Consider the following 15,781-nt stretch of genomic DNA (forward strand, 5'->3'; position numbering starts at 1 on the left):
GATCGCCACGGCGTCCCGGGGACGGGTGTGGCGACTGTTCCGCGGGCCCCGGGACGCGTCACCCGACCGGCTTACAGTGATGTCGTCATGAGCAGCGTCCAGCAGGCCCTCCCCGGTGCCCAGAAGTCCCTTCCAGGTACGGAGGCCCTCCAGCGCTCCGCCTCCGGCCAGGTGGGCCGCGAGCTGGACCGGATGCTGGCCGGCCTCAACGGCCCCCAGCGGCAGGCCGTCGTCCACGAGGGCAGCCCGCTGCTCATCGTCGCCGGCGCCGGCTCGGGCAAGACGCGGGTGCTCGCCCACCGGATCGCCTACCTGCTGGGCGCCCGCGGGGTGCAGCCCGGCGAGGTCCTCGCGATCACCTTCACCAACAAGGCTGCCGGGGAGATGAAGGAGCGCGTCGCCGCCCTCGTCGGTCCCCGTGCCCGCGCGATGTGGGTGTCGACCTTCCACTCGATGTGCGTGCGGATCCTGCGCGCCGAGGCCGCCAAGCTGGGCCTGAAGTCGTCGTTCACGATCTACGACCAGGGCGACTCGGTCCGGCTCATGACGATGGTCGCCCGCGACCTGGACCTCGACGCCAAGCGCTACCCCGGTCGCAGCCTCGCCGCGCAGGTGTCGAACCTCAAGAACGAGCTGGTCGACGAGGAGTCCTTCACCCCGGTCACGGCACCGGAGAAGGTGCTGGCCGAGGCCTACACGCTCTACCAGCAGCGGCTGCGCCAGGCGCACGCGCTGGACTTCGACGACCTGATCATGACGACGGTCAACCTGCTGCAGGCCTTCCCCGACGTCGCCGAGCACTACCGCCGCCGGTTCCGGCACGTCCTGGTCGACGAGTACCAGGACACCAACCACGCGCAGTACGTGCTGGTCCGCGAGCTCGTGGGCACCGGCGAGGGGCCGGTGCCGCCGGCCGAGCTGTGCGTGGTCGGTGACGCCGACCAGTCGATCTACGCCTTCCGCGGCGCCACCATCCGCAACATCGACGAGTTCGAGCGCGACTACCCCGACGCGACCACGATCCTGCTGGAGCAGAACTACCGCTCCACCCAGCGGATCCTCAAGGCGGCCAACCAGGTCATCGCCAAGAACACCGGCCGCCGGCCCAAGAACCTCTGGACCGACGCCGGGGACGGCGAGCTGATCGAGGGCTACGTCGCGGAGAACGAGCACGACGAGGCCGCCTGGGTCGCCGAGCAGATCGACGCCCTGGTCGACGAGGGCACGGCCAAGCCCAGGGACATCGCCGTCTTCTACCGGACCAACAACGCCTCCCGTGTCTTCGAGGAGGTGTTCATCCGCGTCGGCATGCCCTACAAGGTCGTCGGCGGGGTGCGCTTCTACGAGCGCAAGGAGGTCCGCGACGCGCTGGCCTACCTCAAGGTGGTCGCCAACCCGGCCGACGTCGTCAGCCTGCGCCGGGTCATCAACGTGCCCAAGCGCGGCATCGGCGAGAAGGCCGAGTCCTGCATCGAGTCCTTCGCCGACCGGGAGCGGATCGCCTTCGCCAACGCGCTGCGCCGCTGCTCGGAGGTCACCACCCTCGCCCCGCGGTCGCTCAAGGCGATCCAGGAGTTCGTGTCGCTGCTCGAGGAGTTCGAGAACCTGGTCGAGACCGGCTCGGGGCCGGCCGCGCTGCTGGAGAGCATCCTCGACCGCACCGGCTACCTCGCGGAGCTGCAGGCCAGCACCGACCCGCAGGACGAGGGCCGGGTCGACAACCTCAACGAGCTCATCTCGGTGGCCGCGGAGTTCGAGGCGGCCAACCCCGGCGGCTCGGTGACCGACTTCCTCGAGCAGGTCTCGCTGGTCGCCGACGCCGACCAGATCCCCGTCGCGGGGGACGAGGCCGGCGTCGTGACGATGATGACCCTGCACACGGCCAAGGGCCTGGAGTTCCCCGTCGTCTTCCTCACCGGCATGGAGGACGGCGTCTTCCCGCACCTGCGCGCCCTGGGCGACCCGCGGGAGCTGGAGGAGGAGCGCCGGCTGGCCTACGTCGGCATCACCCGCGCGCAGCAGCGGCTGTTCCTCTCGCGGGCGACGGTGCGCACCAGCTGGGGGCAGCCGGCCTACAACCCGCCGTCCCGCTTCCTCGACGAGCTGCCGTCCGACACCGTGCAGTGGGCGGGCAAGGAGCCGGTCCCGGCGCCGAGCACCGGGTACCGCTCCGCCCAGCAGCGGGTCGCCGCCACCGGTCTGTCGACCGGGGGCCTGCGCGGCGGCGCCGGCAACCGCGCGGTCATCTCCGTGGAGGTCGGTGACCGAGTCAGCCACGACGCCTTCGGTCTGGGCACCGTCGTCGAGGTGACCGGCGCCGGCGACAAGGCCCAGGCGACGGTCGACTTCGGCTCGGGCGGTACCAAGCGCCTGGTCCTGCGCTACGCCCCGCTCGTCAAGCTCTGATCCCCGCCGTCCACGGGGCCGGCACAACTGTGCTCCGCGGGTGTTCCCCGTGCTGCGGCGGTGCTGCAGCACCCGCGGAGCCTGAGGAACACCCGCGCAGCGGTGGGTGGGCCGGTCGGATCAGATCCCCACGCCGCGGTCGGCGAGGTACTGCTCGGGGTCGATGGGCCGGCCGGTCATGCCGCCGCGGTGGATCTCGTAGTGCAGGTGGGGCCCGGTCGACTGGCCCTCGCTGCCGACCTTGGCGATCGGGTCGCCGGCGTGCACGATGTCGCCGGCCTTGACCGAGTAGTAGCGCATGTGGCCGTAGATGTGGACGTTGCCGTCGGCGTCCTGGATGTAGATGGCGTTGCCGTAGCCGGAGGCGGCACCGGCGCGGATGACGACGCCGTCGACGGCGGTCACGATCGGCGTGCCGAGCGGCGCGGCCAGGTCGATGCCCCAGTGCATGGAGCCCCACCGCATGCAGAAGCAGGTACTCATCCGGCCCGGGGTCGGCAGGACCGTCTTCGGCTCACGCGCGGCCCGGGACGCGGCCAGCTCACCGAGGCGGGCCTGGGCCTCGGCCTCGGTGATGCCGCGACGCACGCCGGCGTCCTCCATGTCGCTGATGAGACCGACGTCGGAGGCGGTGCCCAGGCCGTACTCGGCGGCGCTCACGCTGATGTCGGCGACGTCGGACCCCAGCGCGCTGGGGAGCGCGGCGACCACCGCCCCGGCGACCAGGGCGGCCAGCCACAGCGGGCCACGCCGACCGGGCGGGCGGGGCACCGTGCGGCGCCGGGCAGGTGTCTCGGGGACGTCGACGTCGTCGGTCGCGGGTTCGGGAGCCGGCGTGGCCGCGATGAACTCGGGAGAGGAGCGCGGGGTCGGGACGACGGGGCCCGGCTCGCGGTCGGTCCTCGGTCGCTCCAGGAGTGCGGGCCCGGTCTGCGGGGTCACGGAGCACCTTCTTCGTGAGCGACCCTCCGGGCGTGCCGCGCGGGCACACCGTCGGGGGAGCGACGGCGGATGAGACGTCCGGGGGACGCCCGCCGGCGGGTGCCGGCGCCGTGATCGGACCGTAACGATCTGTCAGGTCGCCGACGGTCAACGACACTCCGTGTCGCCTTGTCTGCAACGTGTGATCTGCATGGGGCGTGCCGGGGCCCCGGTGAGCGCGAGCCGGGCGTGCGCCGGCCGGCCGTGCGGGGACCCGGTGCGGCGACCGGGTGCGGCGACCGGGCGGCGCGCCGACGGCTCAGGCGACGGCGGTCGGTGCCGGCCGCAGGGCCTGCGGGCTGCGCACGCCGGCCAGGGTGGCGGCGACCTCGTCGAGGACGCCGCGGTGGAACGGCAGCGAGGTGTGGCCGACCCCGCGGACGAGCACGTTGCGCGCCTGCAGGTCCGGGTGGTCGCAGCGGCCCGCGGCGGTGGGGATGACGACCTGGTCGAGGTCGCTGTAGATCGCGGTCAGCGGGGTGCGGATGCCCCGCGCCGGCTCGGCGAGCTCCTGCAGCACGGGGGACCCGGGACGGAGCTGGCGGACCAGCGGGGTGGGCAGCAGGTGCGCCAGCAGCGAGCCCTGGTGCGGCGTCCCGAGGGTCACCAGCTGGTCCACCCGGCGGTCGCCGCCCTGGCGCTGCACGTGGTACCGGGCGATGAGGCCGCCCAGGCTGTGGCCCACCACGTGTACCCGCTCGTGCCCGGTCTGCTCGCAGATCCGCTCGAGGTGCACGCCGAGGTCGCGGGCGCCGCGGGCGACGTCGGACAGCAGGGGGCTGTAGTTCCAGGAGCAGACGTGGGCGAACCCGCGTCGCCGGAGGCCGCGGCGCATCACCGCGAAGATCGAGTGGTTGTCGACCAGGCCGTGCACGAGGACGACGGGGACACGGGCGGCCAGCGGGTCGGCGGCGAACAGCGCCCGGACGCCGGGGGGCTGCTCGCCGGGCCGGCAGCGCGGGTCCGGCCGCAGCGCGTCGGTGCGGGTGCCGAGCGGGTACATGAGGACGTGCGCCCCGACGAGCGCCAGCTCGGTGATCCCGCCGGTCACCGCGGTGCGGGTCACGAGGGAGCGCAGCCCGCCCCGTGGGGTCCGGGGCGGGGCGGCTGCGGTGTGCGACGCTGGTCCGGACCCGGGGTCGCCGAGTGGGCGCATCTGTCAGTCCTCCCCGTTCGTGACCACCGGTGCAGCCCGGGTCCGACGTCGACCGGTGGTGTGAGGTCTGCCCCCAGCCATGCCCGGTTAACCCGACGGTAAAGCCGCCGTGTGACACCCGTCACACGACGACGCCGTGCTGAGCTCGGATCGACGCCGGTTCGTGACCTACGACGAAGGGGGATGCGTGGCCGCGCGCGATGGCTCCGCTCGGGACCGCGACAGCACCCGGGCCGCCGGTCCCGACCGGGGCGGCGCCGCCCGGGAGAGCGCGGTGCCCGCCCGGGACCGGACGGCGTCCGCCCGCCGCACCGGTCCCCGCCGGCCCGCCGCCACCCCCGCGCCGGCCGGTCCGGCGGACGGGCTGGTGGTCGGCGAGGTCCCGCCGACCGCCCGGGTCTGCGGGGTGCTGCTCGTCCTCGCCGGGCTCACCGGTGCAGCCGGCGCCTTCCCGACCTACCTGCACGTGGGCGGGGAGGCGCTCAGCCAGGCCGGCGGGTTCGGCGGTGCGCTCGTCGCCCTCCTGACCCCGGTCGTCACGGGGGCCGTCGGCGCAGTCCTGGCGGCGGGACGCATCCCGCGGCTGGGGCTGGCCTACGCCGGCGTCGGCGGCGCCCTGGCGCTGGGCCTGCTGCTCATCGAGCTCTACCGGGCGCGGACCTCCACCGTCCGGCCGGCCGTGGAGGTGCTCGCCGGTCAGGAGGCCCTGACCAGCTCGGTGGAGATCGGCGCCGGCTGGGTGCTCGGGGTGGTCTCCCTCGGCCTGACCGTGCTGGCGGGGCTGCTGTCCGTCGTCGCCCGGGGTCGCACCGTCATGGAGGACGCCGGCTCGCTCGACCCCGTGCGCCCGGCCCTGGCCGGCCTCGCCGCACTCCTGGGCGTGGGCACGGTGCTGTGCCTGGTGCTGCCCGCCGCCGACGTCCCCGACCGGCTGGTCACCGACCCGGTGACCGGGATGCAGACGGTCGTGGAGCAGGCCGGTCCGCAGGGCCTGCTGGAGCGGCCCGGCCTGGCGCTCCTGGGTGGCCTGCTCCTGGCGGGGGCGGTCGTCCTCTGCTCGGTGCTGGCCCCCTCCCTGCGGCCCCGGCTGGCCGCGGTGGGCGGCCTGCTCGCCATCGCCGTCGTCGTCCTCACCGCGGGGCTGTCGGGCCTGCGCGACGCCGCCGTCTCCGACGAGCTGGAGTGGACGCTCCCCGGCGCCGGCCTGCTGGTGGCCGGGCTCGGCTACGGCGTCCTCACGGCGCTGGCCTGGCGGTGGCGCCGGCCCTCCTCCGCCGGCTGAGACGCCCCCGGTCCCGCCGTGCAGGAACCCGGCGGGAAGCGCTGTGATGCCGACCACGGCTCCCGGAGCCGATGGGACGACGGGGACCGCCGAGCGTTACCGTGCCTGTTCGTGGATCTCTTCGAGTACCAGGCCCGTGACCTCCTGGCGTCCCACGGCGTACCCGTCCTCCCCGGCGGCGTCGCCGAGACCCCCGAGCAGGCCGAGGCGATCGCGCGCGAGATCGCCCGGCCCGTCGTCGTCAAGGCCCAGGTGAAGACCGGTGGCCGCGGCAAGGCCGGCGGCGTCAAGCTCGCCGACGACGCCGACGAGGCCCGCGCGCGGGCCCAGGACATCCTCGGTCTGGACATCAAGGGCCACATCACCCACCGCGTGATGGTCGCCCAGGCCAGCGACATCGCCGAGGAGTACTACTTCTCCTACCTGCTCGACCGCGCCAACCGCACCTTCCTGGCCATGGCCAGCGTCGAGGGCGGGATGGAGATCGAGCAGCTCGCCGTCGAGCGCCCCGAGGCCCTGGCCCGGATCCCCGTCGACGCCACGGTCGGTGTGGACACCGCGAAGGCCGCCGAGATCGTGGACGCCGCCGGTTTCCCCGCCGAGGTGCGCGACCAGGTCATCGCGATCGCCGTCCAGCTGTGGGACGTCTTCAGCAAGGAGGACGCCACCCTGGTCGAGGTCAACCCGCTGGCCAAGGCGCCCGATGGCACCGTCCTCGCGCTCGACGCGAAGGTGAGCCTCGACGAGAACGCCCGCTTCCGGCACGCCGACCACGAGGCGCTCGAGGACACCGCCGCGGCCGACCCGCTGGAGGCCGCGGCCAAGGAGAAGGACCTCAACTACGTCAAGCTCGAGGGCGAGGTCGGCATCATCGGCAACGGCGCCGGGCTGGTCATGAGCACCCTCGACGTCGTCGCCTACGCCGGCGAGGAGTTCGGCGGGGTCAAGCCGGCCAACTTCCTCGACATCGGTGGCGGCGCCTCGGCCGAGGTCATGGCCAACGGCCTGCACATCATCCTGTCCGACCCGGCCGTGAAGAGCGTGTTCGTCAACGTCTTCGGCGGTATCACCGCCTGCGACGCCGTCGCCAACGGCATCGTCACCGCGCTGCAGCTCCTCGGCGACGAGGCGACCAAGCCGCTGGTCGTCCGCCTGGACGGGAACAACGTCGAGGAGGGTCGGCGGATCCTCGCCGAGGCCAACCACCCCCTGGTCACCCTGGTCGACACGATGGACGGCGCCGCACGCCGGGCCGCCGAGCTCGCCGCCTGAGCACGGACCCCCTTCCTCCCCACCCCTCGCTCGCTCGGGTCGGGCCCCTGGAAGGGGGCCGCCCTTCCACTCCTGACAGGACCAGAGAGATGTCGATCTTCCTCAACGAGAACAGCAAGGTCATCGTCCAGGGCATGACCGGTTCCGAGGGGCGCAAGCACACCCAGCGCATGCTCGCCTCGGGCACCTCCATCGTCGGCGGCGTGAACCCGAAGAAGGCCGGCCAGAGCGTCGACTTCGAGGGCGGCGCCAGCGTGCCGGTGTTCGGCTCCGTGGCCGAGGCGATGAAGGAGACCGGCGCCGACGTCAGCGTCATCTTCGTGCCTCCGGCCGGTGCCAGGAACGCCGTCATCGAGGCCGTCGACGCCCAGATCGGGCTGGCCGTGGTCATCACCGAGGGCATCCCGGTGCACGACTCGACCTACTCCTGGGCCCACGCCCAGGGCGGGTCCACCCGGATCATCGGGCCGAACTGCCCCGGTCTCATCAGCCCCGGGCGGTCGAACGCGGGAATCATCCCGGCCAACATCACCAAGCAGGGCAAGATCGGGCTGGTCAGCAAGTCCGGCACGCTGACGTACCAGATGATGTACGAGCTGCGCGACATCGGGTTCTCCACCTGTGTCGGCATCGGCGGCGACCCGGTCATCGGCACCACGCACATCGACTGCCTCCAGGCCTTCCAGGACGACCCGGAGACCGAGGCCATCGTGATGATCGGTGAGATCGGTGGGGACGCCGAGGAGCGGGCCGCGGACTTCGTCAAGGCCAACGTGACCAAGCCGGTCGTCGGCTACGTCGCCGGCTTCACCGCGCCCGAGGGCAAGACGATGGGCCACGCCGGTGCGATCGTGTCCGGCTCGGCCGGCACCGCGCAGGCGAAGAAGGAGGCCCTCGAGGCCGCCGGTGTCCGGGTGGGCAAGACCCCGTCGGAGACCGCTCGCCTCATGCGCGACATCGTCGGCTGACCGAACGGCTCGCCACGCCGGATCCGGCCGGTGGACCGCTGCCCGGTGACCTCGGTGAGGTCACCGGGCAGCGGTGTCTCCGGGGGGACTCGATACCGTCACGGACGGGTGCGGGCGGGCGCGCCGCGTCGCCGCCGCTCTCGGACGCCGTGCAGGATCGCGTCCAGTGATCACGCCACTGCCGAGGAGTTCCCCGCGATGACCAGTCAGCCGCCGCCCCCGCCGGGCGGGTACGGGCAGCCGGGGTACGGCCAGGATCCCGGTCGACCGCAGGAGCCCGGCCAGCAGCCGCCGTACGGCCAGCAGCCGGGGCAGCCTCCGCAGTACGGGCAGCAGCCCGGCCAGCCCTACGGGCAGCAGCCCTACGGGCAGGGCCCCTACGGTCAGCCCTATGGCCAGCAGCCCTACGGGCAGGGCCCCTACGGTCAGCCCTACGGCCAGCAGCCCTACGGCCAGCAGCCCTATGGGCAGGGCCCCTACGGTCAGCCCTACGGCCAGCAGCCCTACGGCCAGGGCCCCCATGCCCAGCAGCCCTACGGCCAGAGCCCCTACGGTCAGGCCTCTGGCCAGGCGCCTCACGGCCAGCAGCCCTACGGCCAGGGCCCCGCCGGCCGGCCGGCCGGGACCGGTGGCGGCGCCGGCTTCGACCCCAAGCGGCTGAAGCTGGCCGACTACGTGGTCGCCGGTGGTGCGCTGCTGTTCCTGGTCCTCGCCTTCTTCCCCTGGTACCGGTTCGACGACGCCTTCTTCGGAACCGACTTCAGCTTCAGCGGCTGGGAGTCCGGACAGGTCAAGACCGCGTTCTTCTTCTTCCTGCTCGCGGCGGTCTGGGCCGTCCTGCCGGCCTTCGTCGACCTGCGGCTGGGCTTCCCGAGGTCGTCGATCACGGTCGGCCTGTCCGCCCTGGGTCTCCTGTTCGCCCTGCTCGCCTGGCTGGACTCGTTCAGCGAGGGCTTCGCGTTCTCCATCTGGGCGCTGCTCGGCTTCCTCGTGGCCCTGGCGATCCTGGCGTTCGCCGTCCTCGCCCTGCTGCCCGAACTGAGGAACCGCCCCGCCCTGCCCGGTGGCCTGGCCGGGGCGACCCAGTGGGCCAACCAGCCCGCGCCGCAGTTCGGGGGACCCGGCGGCCAGCAACCGGTCCACGGCCAGCAGCAGCCCTACGGCCAGCAGCAGCTATACGGCCAGCAGCCCTACGGCCAGCAGCAGCCCTACGGTCAGCCGCAGGCTCACGACCAGCAGTGGCCCGGTGAGCAACCGCACGGCCAGCAGACCCCCGGCCAGGCCGTTCCGGGTCAGCCGGGGCCGGCCCAGCCGGGCGCCGAGCAGCCCGGCTCGACCCAGGCGGCGCGGTCGGCCCCGCCGCCCCCGCTGCCGTCGGCTCCGGGCTCCGGGACGGGTGCCGGTGCCGACCCCGCGGTCACCGACCCCGGCCGCGGAGAGCCGGGCGGGTCGACCGCCTCCGGCTCCGGGCAGCCCTCGGGCACCGCCTGACCGGGACGTCCCGCGAGGACGGCCCGACCCGTCGACGGGAGGCGGCGGCGGGTGGGCCGCCGCCTCCCGCCGGCTTTGTGGGGACGGTTGGGCGCGGATCACGGCGATCGGCGTCCGGCCTTGCGACAGTGGAGGCGTGGTCTCCCTGCTGGCACGCCTGACCCTGCCCGGGCAGCGGGAGCCCGCCGCTCCCGGGCTGCGGCACCCCGCCGTGCTCGCGGCCGCGGCCGCGGCGGTGGCCGCGGTGCTGGGCCTGCTGGGCCTGGGGCTGGCCGTCGTCGTCGTGCAGACCCTCGACCCGGCCGGCGGCCTCCCCGTCGCGGGCTCCGCCCGGCTGGCCGGCCGGCTGTGGCTGCTGGCCCAGGGCGGCGGGCTCACCCTCGGGTCCGGCCCGCTCGTGATGGCGCCGCTGCTGCTGACCCTCGCCGTCGCCTGGGGGCTGTCCAGCGCCGCCCGGGGCATCGTCCGGGCCTGCGACGTCGACACGGGCCGCTGTGCCGCCGTCGTGCTGAGCGCCCTGGTCGCCACGCACACCGTGGTGGCGGTCCTGCTGGGGCTCGCCCTCGACGCACCCGGAGCCGGCGTCGACCTGCTGCGCTGCGCCGTCGGGAGCGCGGTGCTGGCCGTCCTCGCCGCGGGCTGGGGCACCGTGCGCGAGGCCGGCGTCCTCGAGCCCCTGCTGGACCGGCTGGCGGCGCCGGTGGGACCGGTGCTGCGCGGGGTCCTCGCCGGGTTCCTGACGGCGCTCGCCCTGGGCCTGGCCGTGGTGGCGGTGGCGCTGGCGTCCGACACGCGGGGGTACGCCGCGCTGTCGGGCTCCCTCGGCGGAGCCGGTGCGGGAGCGGTGGGCCTGCTGGCGCTCGGCGTGCTGCTGCTGCCCAACGCCGCCGCCGCGGCGATCGGGCTGGCCGCCGGACCGGGCTTCGTCGTCGGCACCGGCACGTTGGTGTCGGTGCACGGCGTCACGCTGGGCGCGGTGCCGGCCCTGCCACTGCTCGCGGCGCTGCCCGACACCCAGGCGGTGCCCCTGGTCGCGTTCGTGTCGCAGGCGGTGCCCGCCCTGGCCGGGCTGGTCGCCGGCATCACCCTCGGCCGCCGGCTGGGCGACCGGGACGGCGGCTCGGTGACCGCCGGGCTGTGGGGCGTGCTCGCCGGTGTCCTCGTCGGCCTCGCCTGCGGGCTGCTGGCCTGGGCGGCCGGCGGGTCGCTCGGCGACGGCGCGCTGGCCCGGGTGGGCGCGCCCGCCGTCGCCACGGGGCTGGCCGTCGCCGCCCAGGCCGGGATCGCCGCCGCGGTGGGTGCCGCGGTCGCCCGGTGGCGCGCCCTGGCCTGAGGCGCCTGCACCCGTCGGGGGAGCCGGACGGGGCCCTCATAGGATCGCGGGCGTGCCCGCACCCGAGCCTCTCCCGCGGGCACGGGTGGTAGTCCTGCTCTCCGGCACCGGGTCCCTCTGTGCGGCGCTGCTGGCGGCCGCCGACGAGCCCGGCTACCCCGCGACCGTCGTCGCCGTGGGCAGCGACCGCGACGCCGCCGGCCTGGAGCACGCCCGCCGCCGCGGCATCCCGACCTTCGTCCGCGCCCTGCGCGACCACCCCGACCGGGCCGCGTGGGACCGGGCGCTGGCCGGCGCGATCGCCGAGCACCGGCCCGACCTGGTCGTCTCTGCCGGCTTCATGAAGATCGTCGGCCCTGCGGTCCTCGACGCCTTCGGTGGCCGGCTGGTCAACACCCACCCGGCGCTGCTCCCGGCGTTCCCCGGGGCCCACGCCGTCCGGGACGCGCTGGCCGCGGGCGTGGAGGTCACCGGCAGCACCGTGCACCTGGTCGACGCCGGCGTCGACACCGGCCCGGTGCTCGCCCAGCGCGAGGTTCCCGTCCTCCCGGGGGACGACGAGGCCCGGCTGCACGAACGGATCAAGACCGTGGAGCGCGAGCTCCTGGTGGAGACGGTGGCGCGAGTCGTCACCCAGCACACGGAGGACCCCCGATGAGCGACCGCACCCCGATCCGCCGCGCGCTGCTCGGCGTCTACGACAAGACCGGGATCGAGGAGCTGGCGCGCGGGCTGGCCGACGCCGGTGTGGAGTTGGTGAGCACCGGGGCCACCGCGCGGCGCATCGCCGAGGCCGGTGTCCCGGTGACCCCCGTCGAGCAGGTCACCGGCTTCCCCGAGTGCCTGGACGGCCGGGTGAAGACGCTGCACCCCGCCGTCCACGCCGGCATCCTGGCCGACCGCCGCAAGCCCGAGCACGTGCAGCAGCTCGAGGAGCTCGGCGTCGCCGCGTTCGACCTCGTCGTGGTCAACCTCTACCCGTTCACCGAGACCGTCGCCTCGGGCGCCACCCCGGACGAGTGCGTCGAGCAGATCGACATCGGGGGCCCGGCGATGGTGCGCGCGGCGGCCAAGAACCACCCGTCGGTCGCCGTCGTCGTCGACCCGGGCCGGTACGGCGACGTCCTCGCGGCCGTCACGGGAGGCGGCTTCACGCTCGCCGAGCGGCAGGCCCTGGCCGCCGCCGCGTTCCGGCACACCGCCTCCTACGACATCGCGGTCGCGTCCTGGATGGGCAGCGTGCTGGCGCCGGAGACCGACACCGTCTTCCCGGCCTGGGTGGCGGCCAGCTGGGAGCGCGCCGACGTGCTGCGCTACGGCGAGAACCCGCACCAGCAGGCCGCGCTCTACCGCGGCGGCCAGCCCGGCCTGGCCCACGCCGAGCAGCTGCACGGCAAGCAGATGTCCTACAACAACTACGTCGACACCGACGCCGCGTGGCGGGCCGCCCACGACCACACCGACCCGTGCGTGGCGATCATCAAGCACGCCAACCCCTGCGGCATCGCCGTCGGCACCGACATCGCCTCGGCCCACCGCAAGGCCCACGCGTGCGACCCGGTCTCGGCCTTCGGCGGGGTCATCGCCGCCAACCGCGAGGTCGACCTGGCCATGGCCGAGCAGGTCGCCGGCGTCTTCACCGAGGTGGTCGCCGCGCCGTCCTTCACCGACGACGCCCTGGAGGTGCTGACCGGCAAGAAGAACATCCGGCTGCTGCGCCTGCCCTCCGCCGGCCGCCCGGCGACCGAGCTGCGGCCGGTGAGCGGTGGCCTGCTGCTGCAGACCGCCGACCGCCTCGACGCCGCCGGCGACGACCCCACCACCTGGACGCTGGCCACCGGGGAGCCGCTGGACGCCGCCGGCCTCGACGACCTGGTCTTCGCCTGGCGCAGCGTGCGCGCGGTGCGCAGCAACGCGATCCTGCTCGCGCACGACAGGGCGACCGTCGGCGTCGGGATGGGGCAGGTGAACCGGGTGGACGCCGCCCGCCTCGCCGTCGCGCGGGCGGGGGAGCGGGCCGCGGGGTCGGTCGCCGCCTCCGACGCGTTCTTCCCCTTCGCCGACGGGCTGCAGGTGCTGCTCGAGGCAGGGGTGCGCGCGGTCGTGCAGCCGGGCGGTTCGGTGCGCGACGAGGAGGTCATCGCGGCCGCGGCGGCCGCCGGCGTGCCGCTGTACCTCACCGGCACCCGCCACTTCGCGCACTGAGGGAGGAGGACCCCGTGCCCCCCACACCGGGCAAGCCCGGCGCGGGTCCCTCCGCGGGGCCGAAGCCGCACGTCGGACCTCCGGCCGCCGGATCCGAGGTGGAGGGGGAGGACTTCGCGCGGGTCGACTGGTGGGGCGTCCAGCTCGACGGCGTGACCTTCACCCGGTGCCGGTTCGACGACGCCGGGCTGGAGGAGCTGGTCACCCGCCGGTGCGTGTTCGACTCCTGCGTGCTGACCGGCGTCCGGATGGGCGGCTCCCGGCACCTGGGGACGGCGTTCCTGTCCTGCCGGTTCGACCGCGCACGGCTGTTCGACGTCGTCTGGGACGGCTGCAAGCTCACCGGCTCGCAGTTCCCCGGTGCGCAGCTGCGGCCGATGACCTCGACCGACTGCGACTGGTCCTGGACGTCGCTGCGCGGGGTCGACCTCTCCGGCCTGGACCTCTCCGGTCAGCGGTTCCGGGAGGCCGACCTGACCGACGCCGACCTGCGGGAGAGCGACCTCGCCGGCGCCGACCTCGACCACGTCCGCCTGCAGGGCGCCCAGCTGCGCGGGGCCGACCTGCGCGGCGCGTCGACCGACGGGGTCCACTGGCGGGCGCTCGACCTCAGCGGCGTCCGGGTGGACCTGGTCCAGGCGGTGCAGGTCACCCGCGCCCACGGCGCGCTGGTCGCCGACTGAGCACCTCGTCGTCCTCCCGGACCCCGGGGCGGCGCCCCGGCGACCGGGCAGTGCTCAGGCGCGGGGGCCGTGGGTCCCGTACCGGGGGCCGGTGAACATCGCCTTCAGCGCGCCCAGCAGGCCCAGGGCCGGGACCGCGACGGCGAACCAGAAGCCGGTGTCGATCTCGTCGACGTCCCACCCGATGTCCACGAGCGGGACCATCACGCCCGCCGCGGCCACCAGGCTGACCAGGAGCGCCAGCACCCCGAGGAAGCGGTGCGTGCGGGCCGGCAGCACCATGAGCAGGCCCAGGACGAACAGCACCCCGCCGCCCAGGACCACCGCCATGGGCTGCCAGAAGCCGCTGTCGAACAGCGCTCCGAGGCCGCCGCCGTCGAGGTCCTCGAAGCCGCGGCGCACGAGGTCCAGCCCGGTCAGGTCGCTGCCCGGCAGCCAGCGCAGCAGCAGGCTCACCGCGGCCGCGATGCCCGCGAGGATGAGCAGCAGGCTGGCGAAGGTGTCGGGACGGCGGACCGTCACCGGCGTGGTCGAGTACTCCGGCGTGGTGGACGGCCTGGCCCCGGACCAGCCCGGGTACCCCGCGTCGGTCTGCGGGCCGCCCGACGGGGCGATCCCCGGACTGGTCTGCTCCCGCCAGTCGCCGGAACCGCTCTGCGTGCCGGCCGGGGACTGGTCGCGCTCGGTCATCTGCTCTCCTCGCGGATCGGCAGGCGGGGAAGGCGCCCGCTGCCCGCGAGCCTAGGGCCGCAGTCGGTCCGGTGGAGCGTCCTCGGGCAGACTGTCGGCCGTGCCCGCGACGATCCTCGACGGCAAGGCCACCGCAGCAGCCATCCGGACGGAGCTGACCGAGCGCGTCGCCGCCCTCACCGCCGCCGGCCACCGGCCCGGTCTCGGCACGCTGCTGGTCGGCGACGACCCCGGCAGCCGCTGGTACGTCAACGCCAAGCACTCCGACTGCGCCCAGGTGGGCATCGCCAGCATCCAGCGCGAGCTGCCCGCCACGGCCACGCTGCAGGACGTCCTCGCCGTCGTCGACGAGCTCAACGCCGACCCCGCGTGCACCGGCTACATCGTCCAGCTGCCCCTGCCCGAGGGGATCGAGGAGAGCGCCGTCCTCGAGCGGATGGACCCGGCCAAGGACGCCGACGGACTGCACCCGGTCAACCTCGGCCGGCTGGTGCTCAACGTCCCCGGCCCGCTGCCGTGCACACCGGTCGGCATCGTGGAGCTGCTGCGCCGCTACGGCGTGCCCATCGCCGGCGCCGAGGTGGTGGTCGTCGGCCGGGGGATCACCGTGGGTCGGCCGCTGGGCCTGCTGCTCACCCGGCGCACCGAGAACGCCACGGTCACCCTCTGCCACACGGGCACCCGTGACCTGGCCGCCCACCTGCGGCGGGCCGACATCGTCGTCGCCGCCGCCGGCGTCCCCGGGCTGGTCACCAGGGACGTCGTCCAGCCCGGAGCCGCCGTCCTCGACGTCGGCGTGAGCCGGGTGGAGGGCAAGATCGCCGGCGACGTCGCCACGGACGTCTTCGACGTCGCCGGGTTCGTCGCACCCAACCCCGGCGGGGTCGGCCCGATGACCCGGGCGATGCTGCTGCAGAACGTGGTCCTCGCCGCGGAGCAGGCCGCCGCCACGGACGTGCTCAGCGCCTGATGTCCCGCCCGCCGCTCCACACCCGCCGGCCCTTCCTGGCCGGCCTGCTCCGGCAGCTGCCGCTGCTGGCGGTGCTCGTCGGGGTGGCGGTGGGGCTGCTCATGGTGACCGTGGAGCACTGGCGGCGCGGGCTGGTCGTCGTCGGGCTGGCCCTCGTGGGCGGCGGGGTGCTGCGGTTGCTCCTGCCCCTGCGCCGGGTGGGCTTCCTCGCCGTCCGCAGCCGGCCGGTCGACGTCGTCCTGATGGTCGGCGTCGGGGTCACGCTCGCCGCCTTCGCGCTGGCCATCCCCGGCGATTGAAGGGAGAGCCCGTGCCACCCGCTCAGGCGGGGCGGCGCCCGGAGC

At 74.8% G+C, this 15,781-nt stretch carries 14 protein-coding genes; 11 read left to right on the plus strand and 3 right to left on the minus strand.

The annotated features are described in order from the left end of the window. The first annotated feature begins 87 nt into the window (after window positions 1-87). Complete coding sequence (pcrA, locus tag ACI79C_RS01515; protein ID WP_456943833.1) at window positions 88-2,406, plus strand: DNA helicase PcrA; 2,319 nt, start codon at window positions 88-90, stop codon at window positions 2,404-2,406. 120 nt (window positions 2,407-2,526) lie between these two features. Here the strand turns inward: pcrA and ACI79C_RS01520 are convergent, their stop codons facing one another. Next, the gene (locus tag ACI79C_RS01520; protein WP_456943834.1) at window positions 2,527-3,348 is read right to left on the minus strand and encodes a M23 family metallopeptidase; all 822 of its coding nucleotides are present in this window, start codon (window positions 3,346-3,348) and stop codon (window positions 2,527-2,529) included. 298 nt (window positions 3,349-3,646) lie between these two features. Beyond that, window positions 3,647-4,453, minus strand: coding sequence for an esterase/lipase family protein (locus tag ACI79C_RS01525; RefSeq protein ID WP_456943835.1), 807 nt, complete (start codon window positions 4,451-4,453; stop codon window positions 3,647-3,649). A gap of 277 nt (window positions 4,454-4,730) precedes the next feature. On the opposite strand from ACI79C_RS01525, the gene ACI79C_RS01530 reads away from it, so the two are divergent. The 8 genes from ACI79C_RS01530 to ACI79C_RS01565 all read left to right on the plus strand — a co-directional run bounded on the left by ACI79C_RS01530 (window position 4,731) and on the right by ACI79C_RS01565 (window position 13,777). Continuing rightward, entirely contained in the window at window positions 4,731-5,825 is a 1,095-nt protein-coding gene (locus tag ACI79C_RS01530; protein ID WP_456943836.1) for a hypothetical protein, read from the plus strand. Between the two features lie 111 nt (window positions 5,826-5,936). Continuing rightward, complete coding sequence (sucC, locus tag ACI79C_RS01535) at window positions 5,937-7,097, plus strand: ADP-forming succinate--CoA ligase subunit beta (RefSeq protein ID WP_456943837.1); 1,161 nt, start codon at window positions 5,937-5,939, stop codon at window positions 7,095-7,097. A gap of 89 nt (window positions 7,098-7,186) precedes the next feature. Then, window positions 7,187-8,065 (plus strand): succinate--CoA ligase subunit alpha, encoded by an 879-nt coding sequence (gene sucD / locus ACI79C_RS01540; RefSeq protein WP_456943838.1) that lies wholly within the window; start codon window positions 7,187-7,189, stop codon window positions 8,063-8,065. A gap of 198 nt (window positions 8,066-8,263) precedes the next feature. After that, window positions 8,264-9,556 (plus strand): hypothetical protein, encoded by a 1,293-nt coding sequence (locus ACI79C_RS01545; protein ID WP_456943839.1) that lies wholly within the window; start codon window positions 8,264-8,266, stop codon window positions 9,554-9,556. Window positions 9,557-9,692: 136 nt separating this feature from the next. Beyond that, window positions 9,693-10,889, plus strand: a complete 1,197-nt coding sequence (locus ACI79C_RS01550; RefSeq protein ID WP_456943840.1) for a cell division protein PerM — start codon at window positions 9,693-9,695, stop codon at window positions 10,887-10,889. 52 nt (window positions 10,890-10,941) lie between these two features. Next, window positions 10,942-11,547, plus strand: coding sequence for a phosphoribosylglycinamide formyltransferase (gene purN, locus ACI79C_RS01555; RefSeq protein WP_456943841.1), 606 nt, complete (start codon window positions 10,942-10,944; stop codon window positions 11,545-11,547). Beyond that, complete coding sequence (gene purH, locus ACI79C_RS01560) at window positions 11,544-13,094, plus strand: bifunctional phosphoribosylaminoimidazolecarboxamide formyltransferase/IMP cyclohydrolase (protein ID WP_456943842.1); 1,551 nt, start codon at window positions 11,544-11,546, stop codon at window positions 13,092-13,094. The genes purN and purH overlap by 4 nt, the downstream gene beginning before the upstream one ends. Before the next feature lie 14 nt (window positions 13,095-13,108). After that, the gene (locus tag ACI79C_RS01565; RefSeq protein ID WP_456943843.1) at window positions 13,109-13,777 is read left to right on the plus strand and encodes a pentapeptide repeat-containing protein; all 669 of its coding nucleotides are present in this window, start codon (window positions 13,109-13,111) and stop codon (window positions 13,775-13,777) included. Between the two features lie 54 nt (window positions 13,778-13,831). Here the strand turns inward: ACI79C_RS01565 and ACI79C_RS01570 are convergent, their stop codons facing one another. Next, window positions 13,832-14,467, minus strand: coding sequence for a hypothetical protein (locus ACI79C_RS01570; RefSeq protein WP_456943844.1), 636 nt, complete (start codon window positions 14,465-14,467; stop codon window positions 13,832-13,834). A gap of 100 nt (window positions 14,468-14,567) precedes the next feature. Between ACI79C_RS01570 and ACI79C_RS01575 the strand changes: the two genes are divergently transcribed. Together ACI79C_RS01575 and ACI79C_RS01580 are read left to right on the plus strand one after the other, a co-directional pair. After that, a complete protein-coding gene (locus ACI79C_RS01575) occupies window positions 14,568-15,437 on the plus strand; it encodes a bifunctional methylenetetrahydrofolate dehydrogenase/methenyltetrahydrofolate cyclohydrolase (protein WP_456943845.1) in 870 nt (289 codons plus the stop codon). Continuing rightward, a complete protein-coding gene (locus ACI79C_RS01580; protein WP_456943846.1) occupies window positions 15,437-15,736 on the plus strand; it encodes a DUF3017 domain-containing protein in 300 nt (99 codons plus the stop codon). The genes ACI79C_RS01575 and ACI79C_RS01580 overlap by 1 nt, the downstream gene beginning before the upstream one ends. Window positions 15,737-15,781 lie beyond the last annotated feature (45 nt).

The organism is Geodermatophilus sp. SYSU D00697 (genome assembly GCF_054050175.1).

Bases quoted from the DNA above. Each gene is read 5' to 3' on its own strand.
- ACI79C_RS01545 (WP_456943839.1), top strand. From the start codon at position 8,264: ATGACCAGTCAGCCGCCGCCCCCGCCGGGCGGGTACGGGCAGCCGGGG.
- ACI79C_RS01580 (WP_456943846.1), top strand. From the start codon at position 15,437: ATGTCCCGCCCGCCGCTCCACACCCGCCGGCCCTTCCTGGCCGGCCTG.
- pcrA (WP_456943833.1), top strand. From the start codon at position 88: ATGAGCAGCGTCCAGCAGGCCCTCCCCGGTGCCCAGAAGTCCCTTCCA.
- sucD (WP_456943838.1), top strand. From the start codon at position 7,187: ATGTCGATCTTCCTCAACGAGAACAGCAAGGTCATCGTCCAGGGCATG.
- purH (WP_456943842.1), top strand. From the start codon at position 11,544: ATGAGCGACCGCACCCCGATCCGCCGCGCGCTGCTCGGCGTCTACGAC.
- ACI79C_RS01570 (WP_456943844.1), bottom strand. From the start codon at position 14,467: ATGACCGAGCGCGACCAGTCCCCGGCCGGCACGCAGAGCGGTTCCGGC.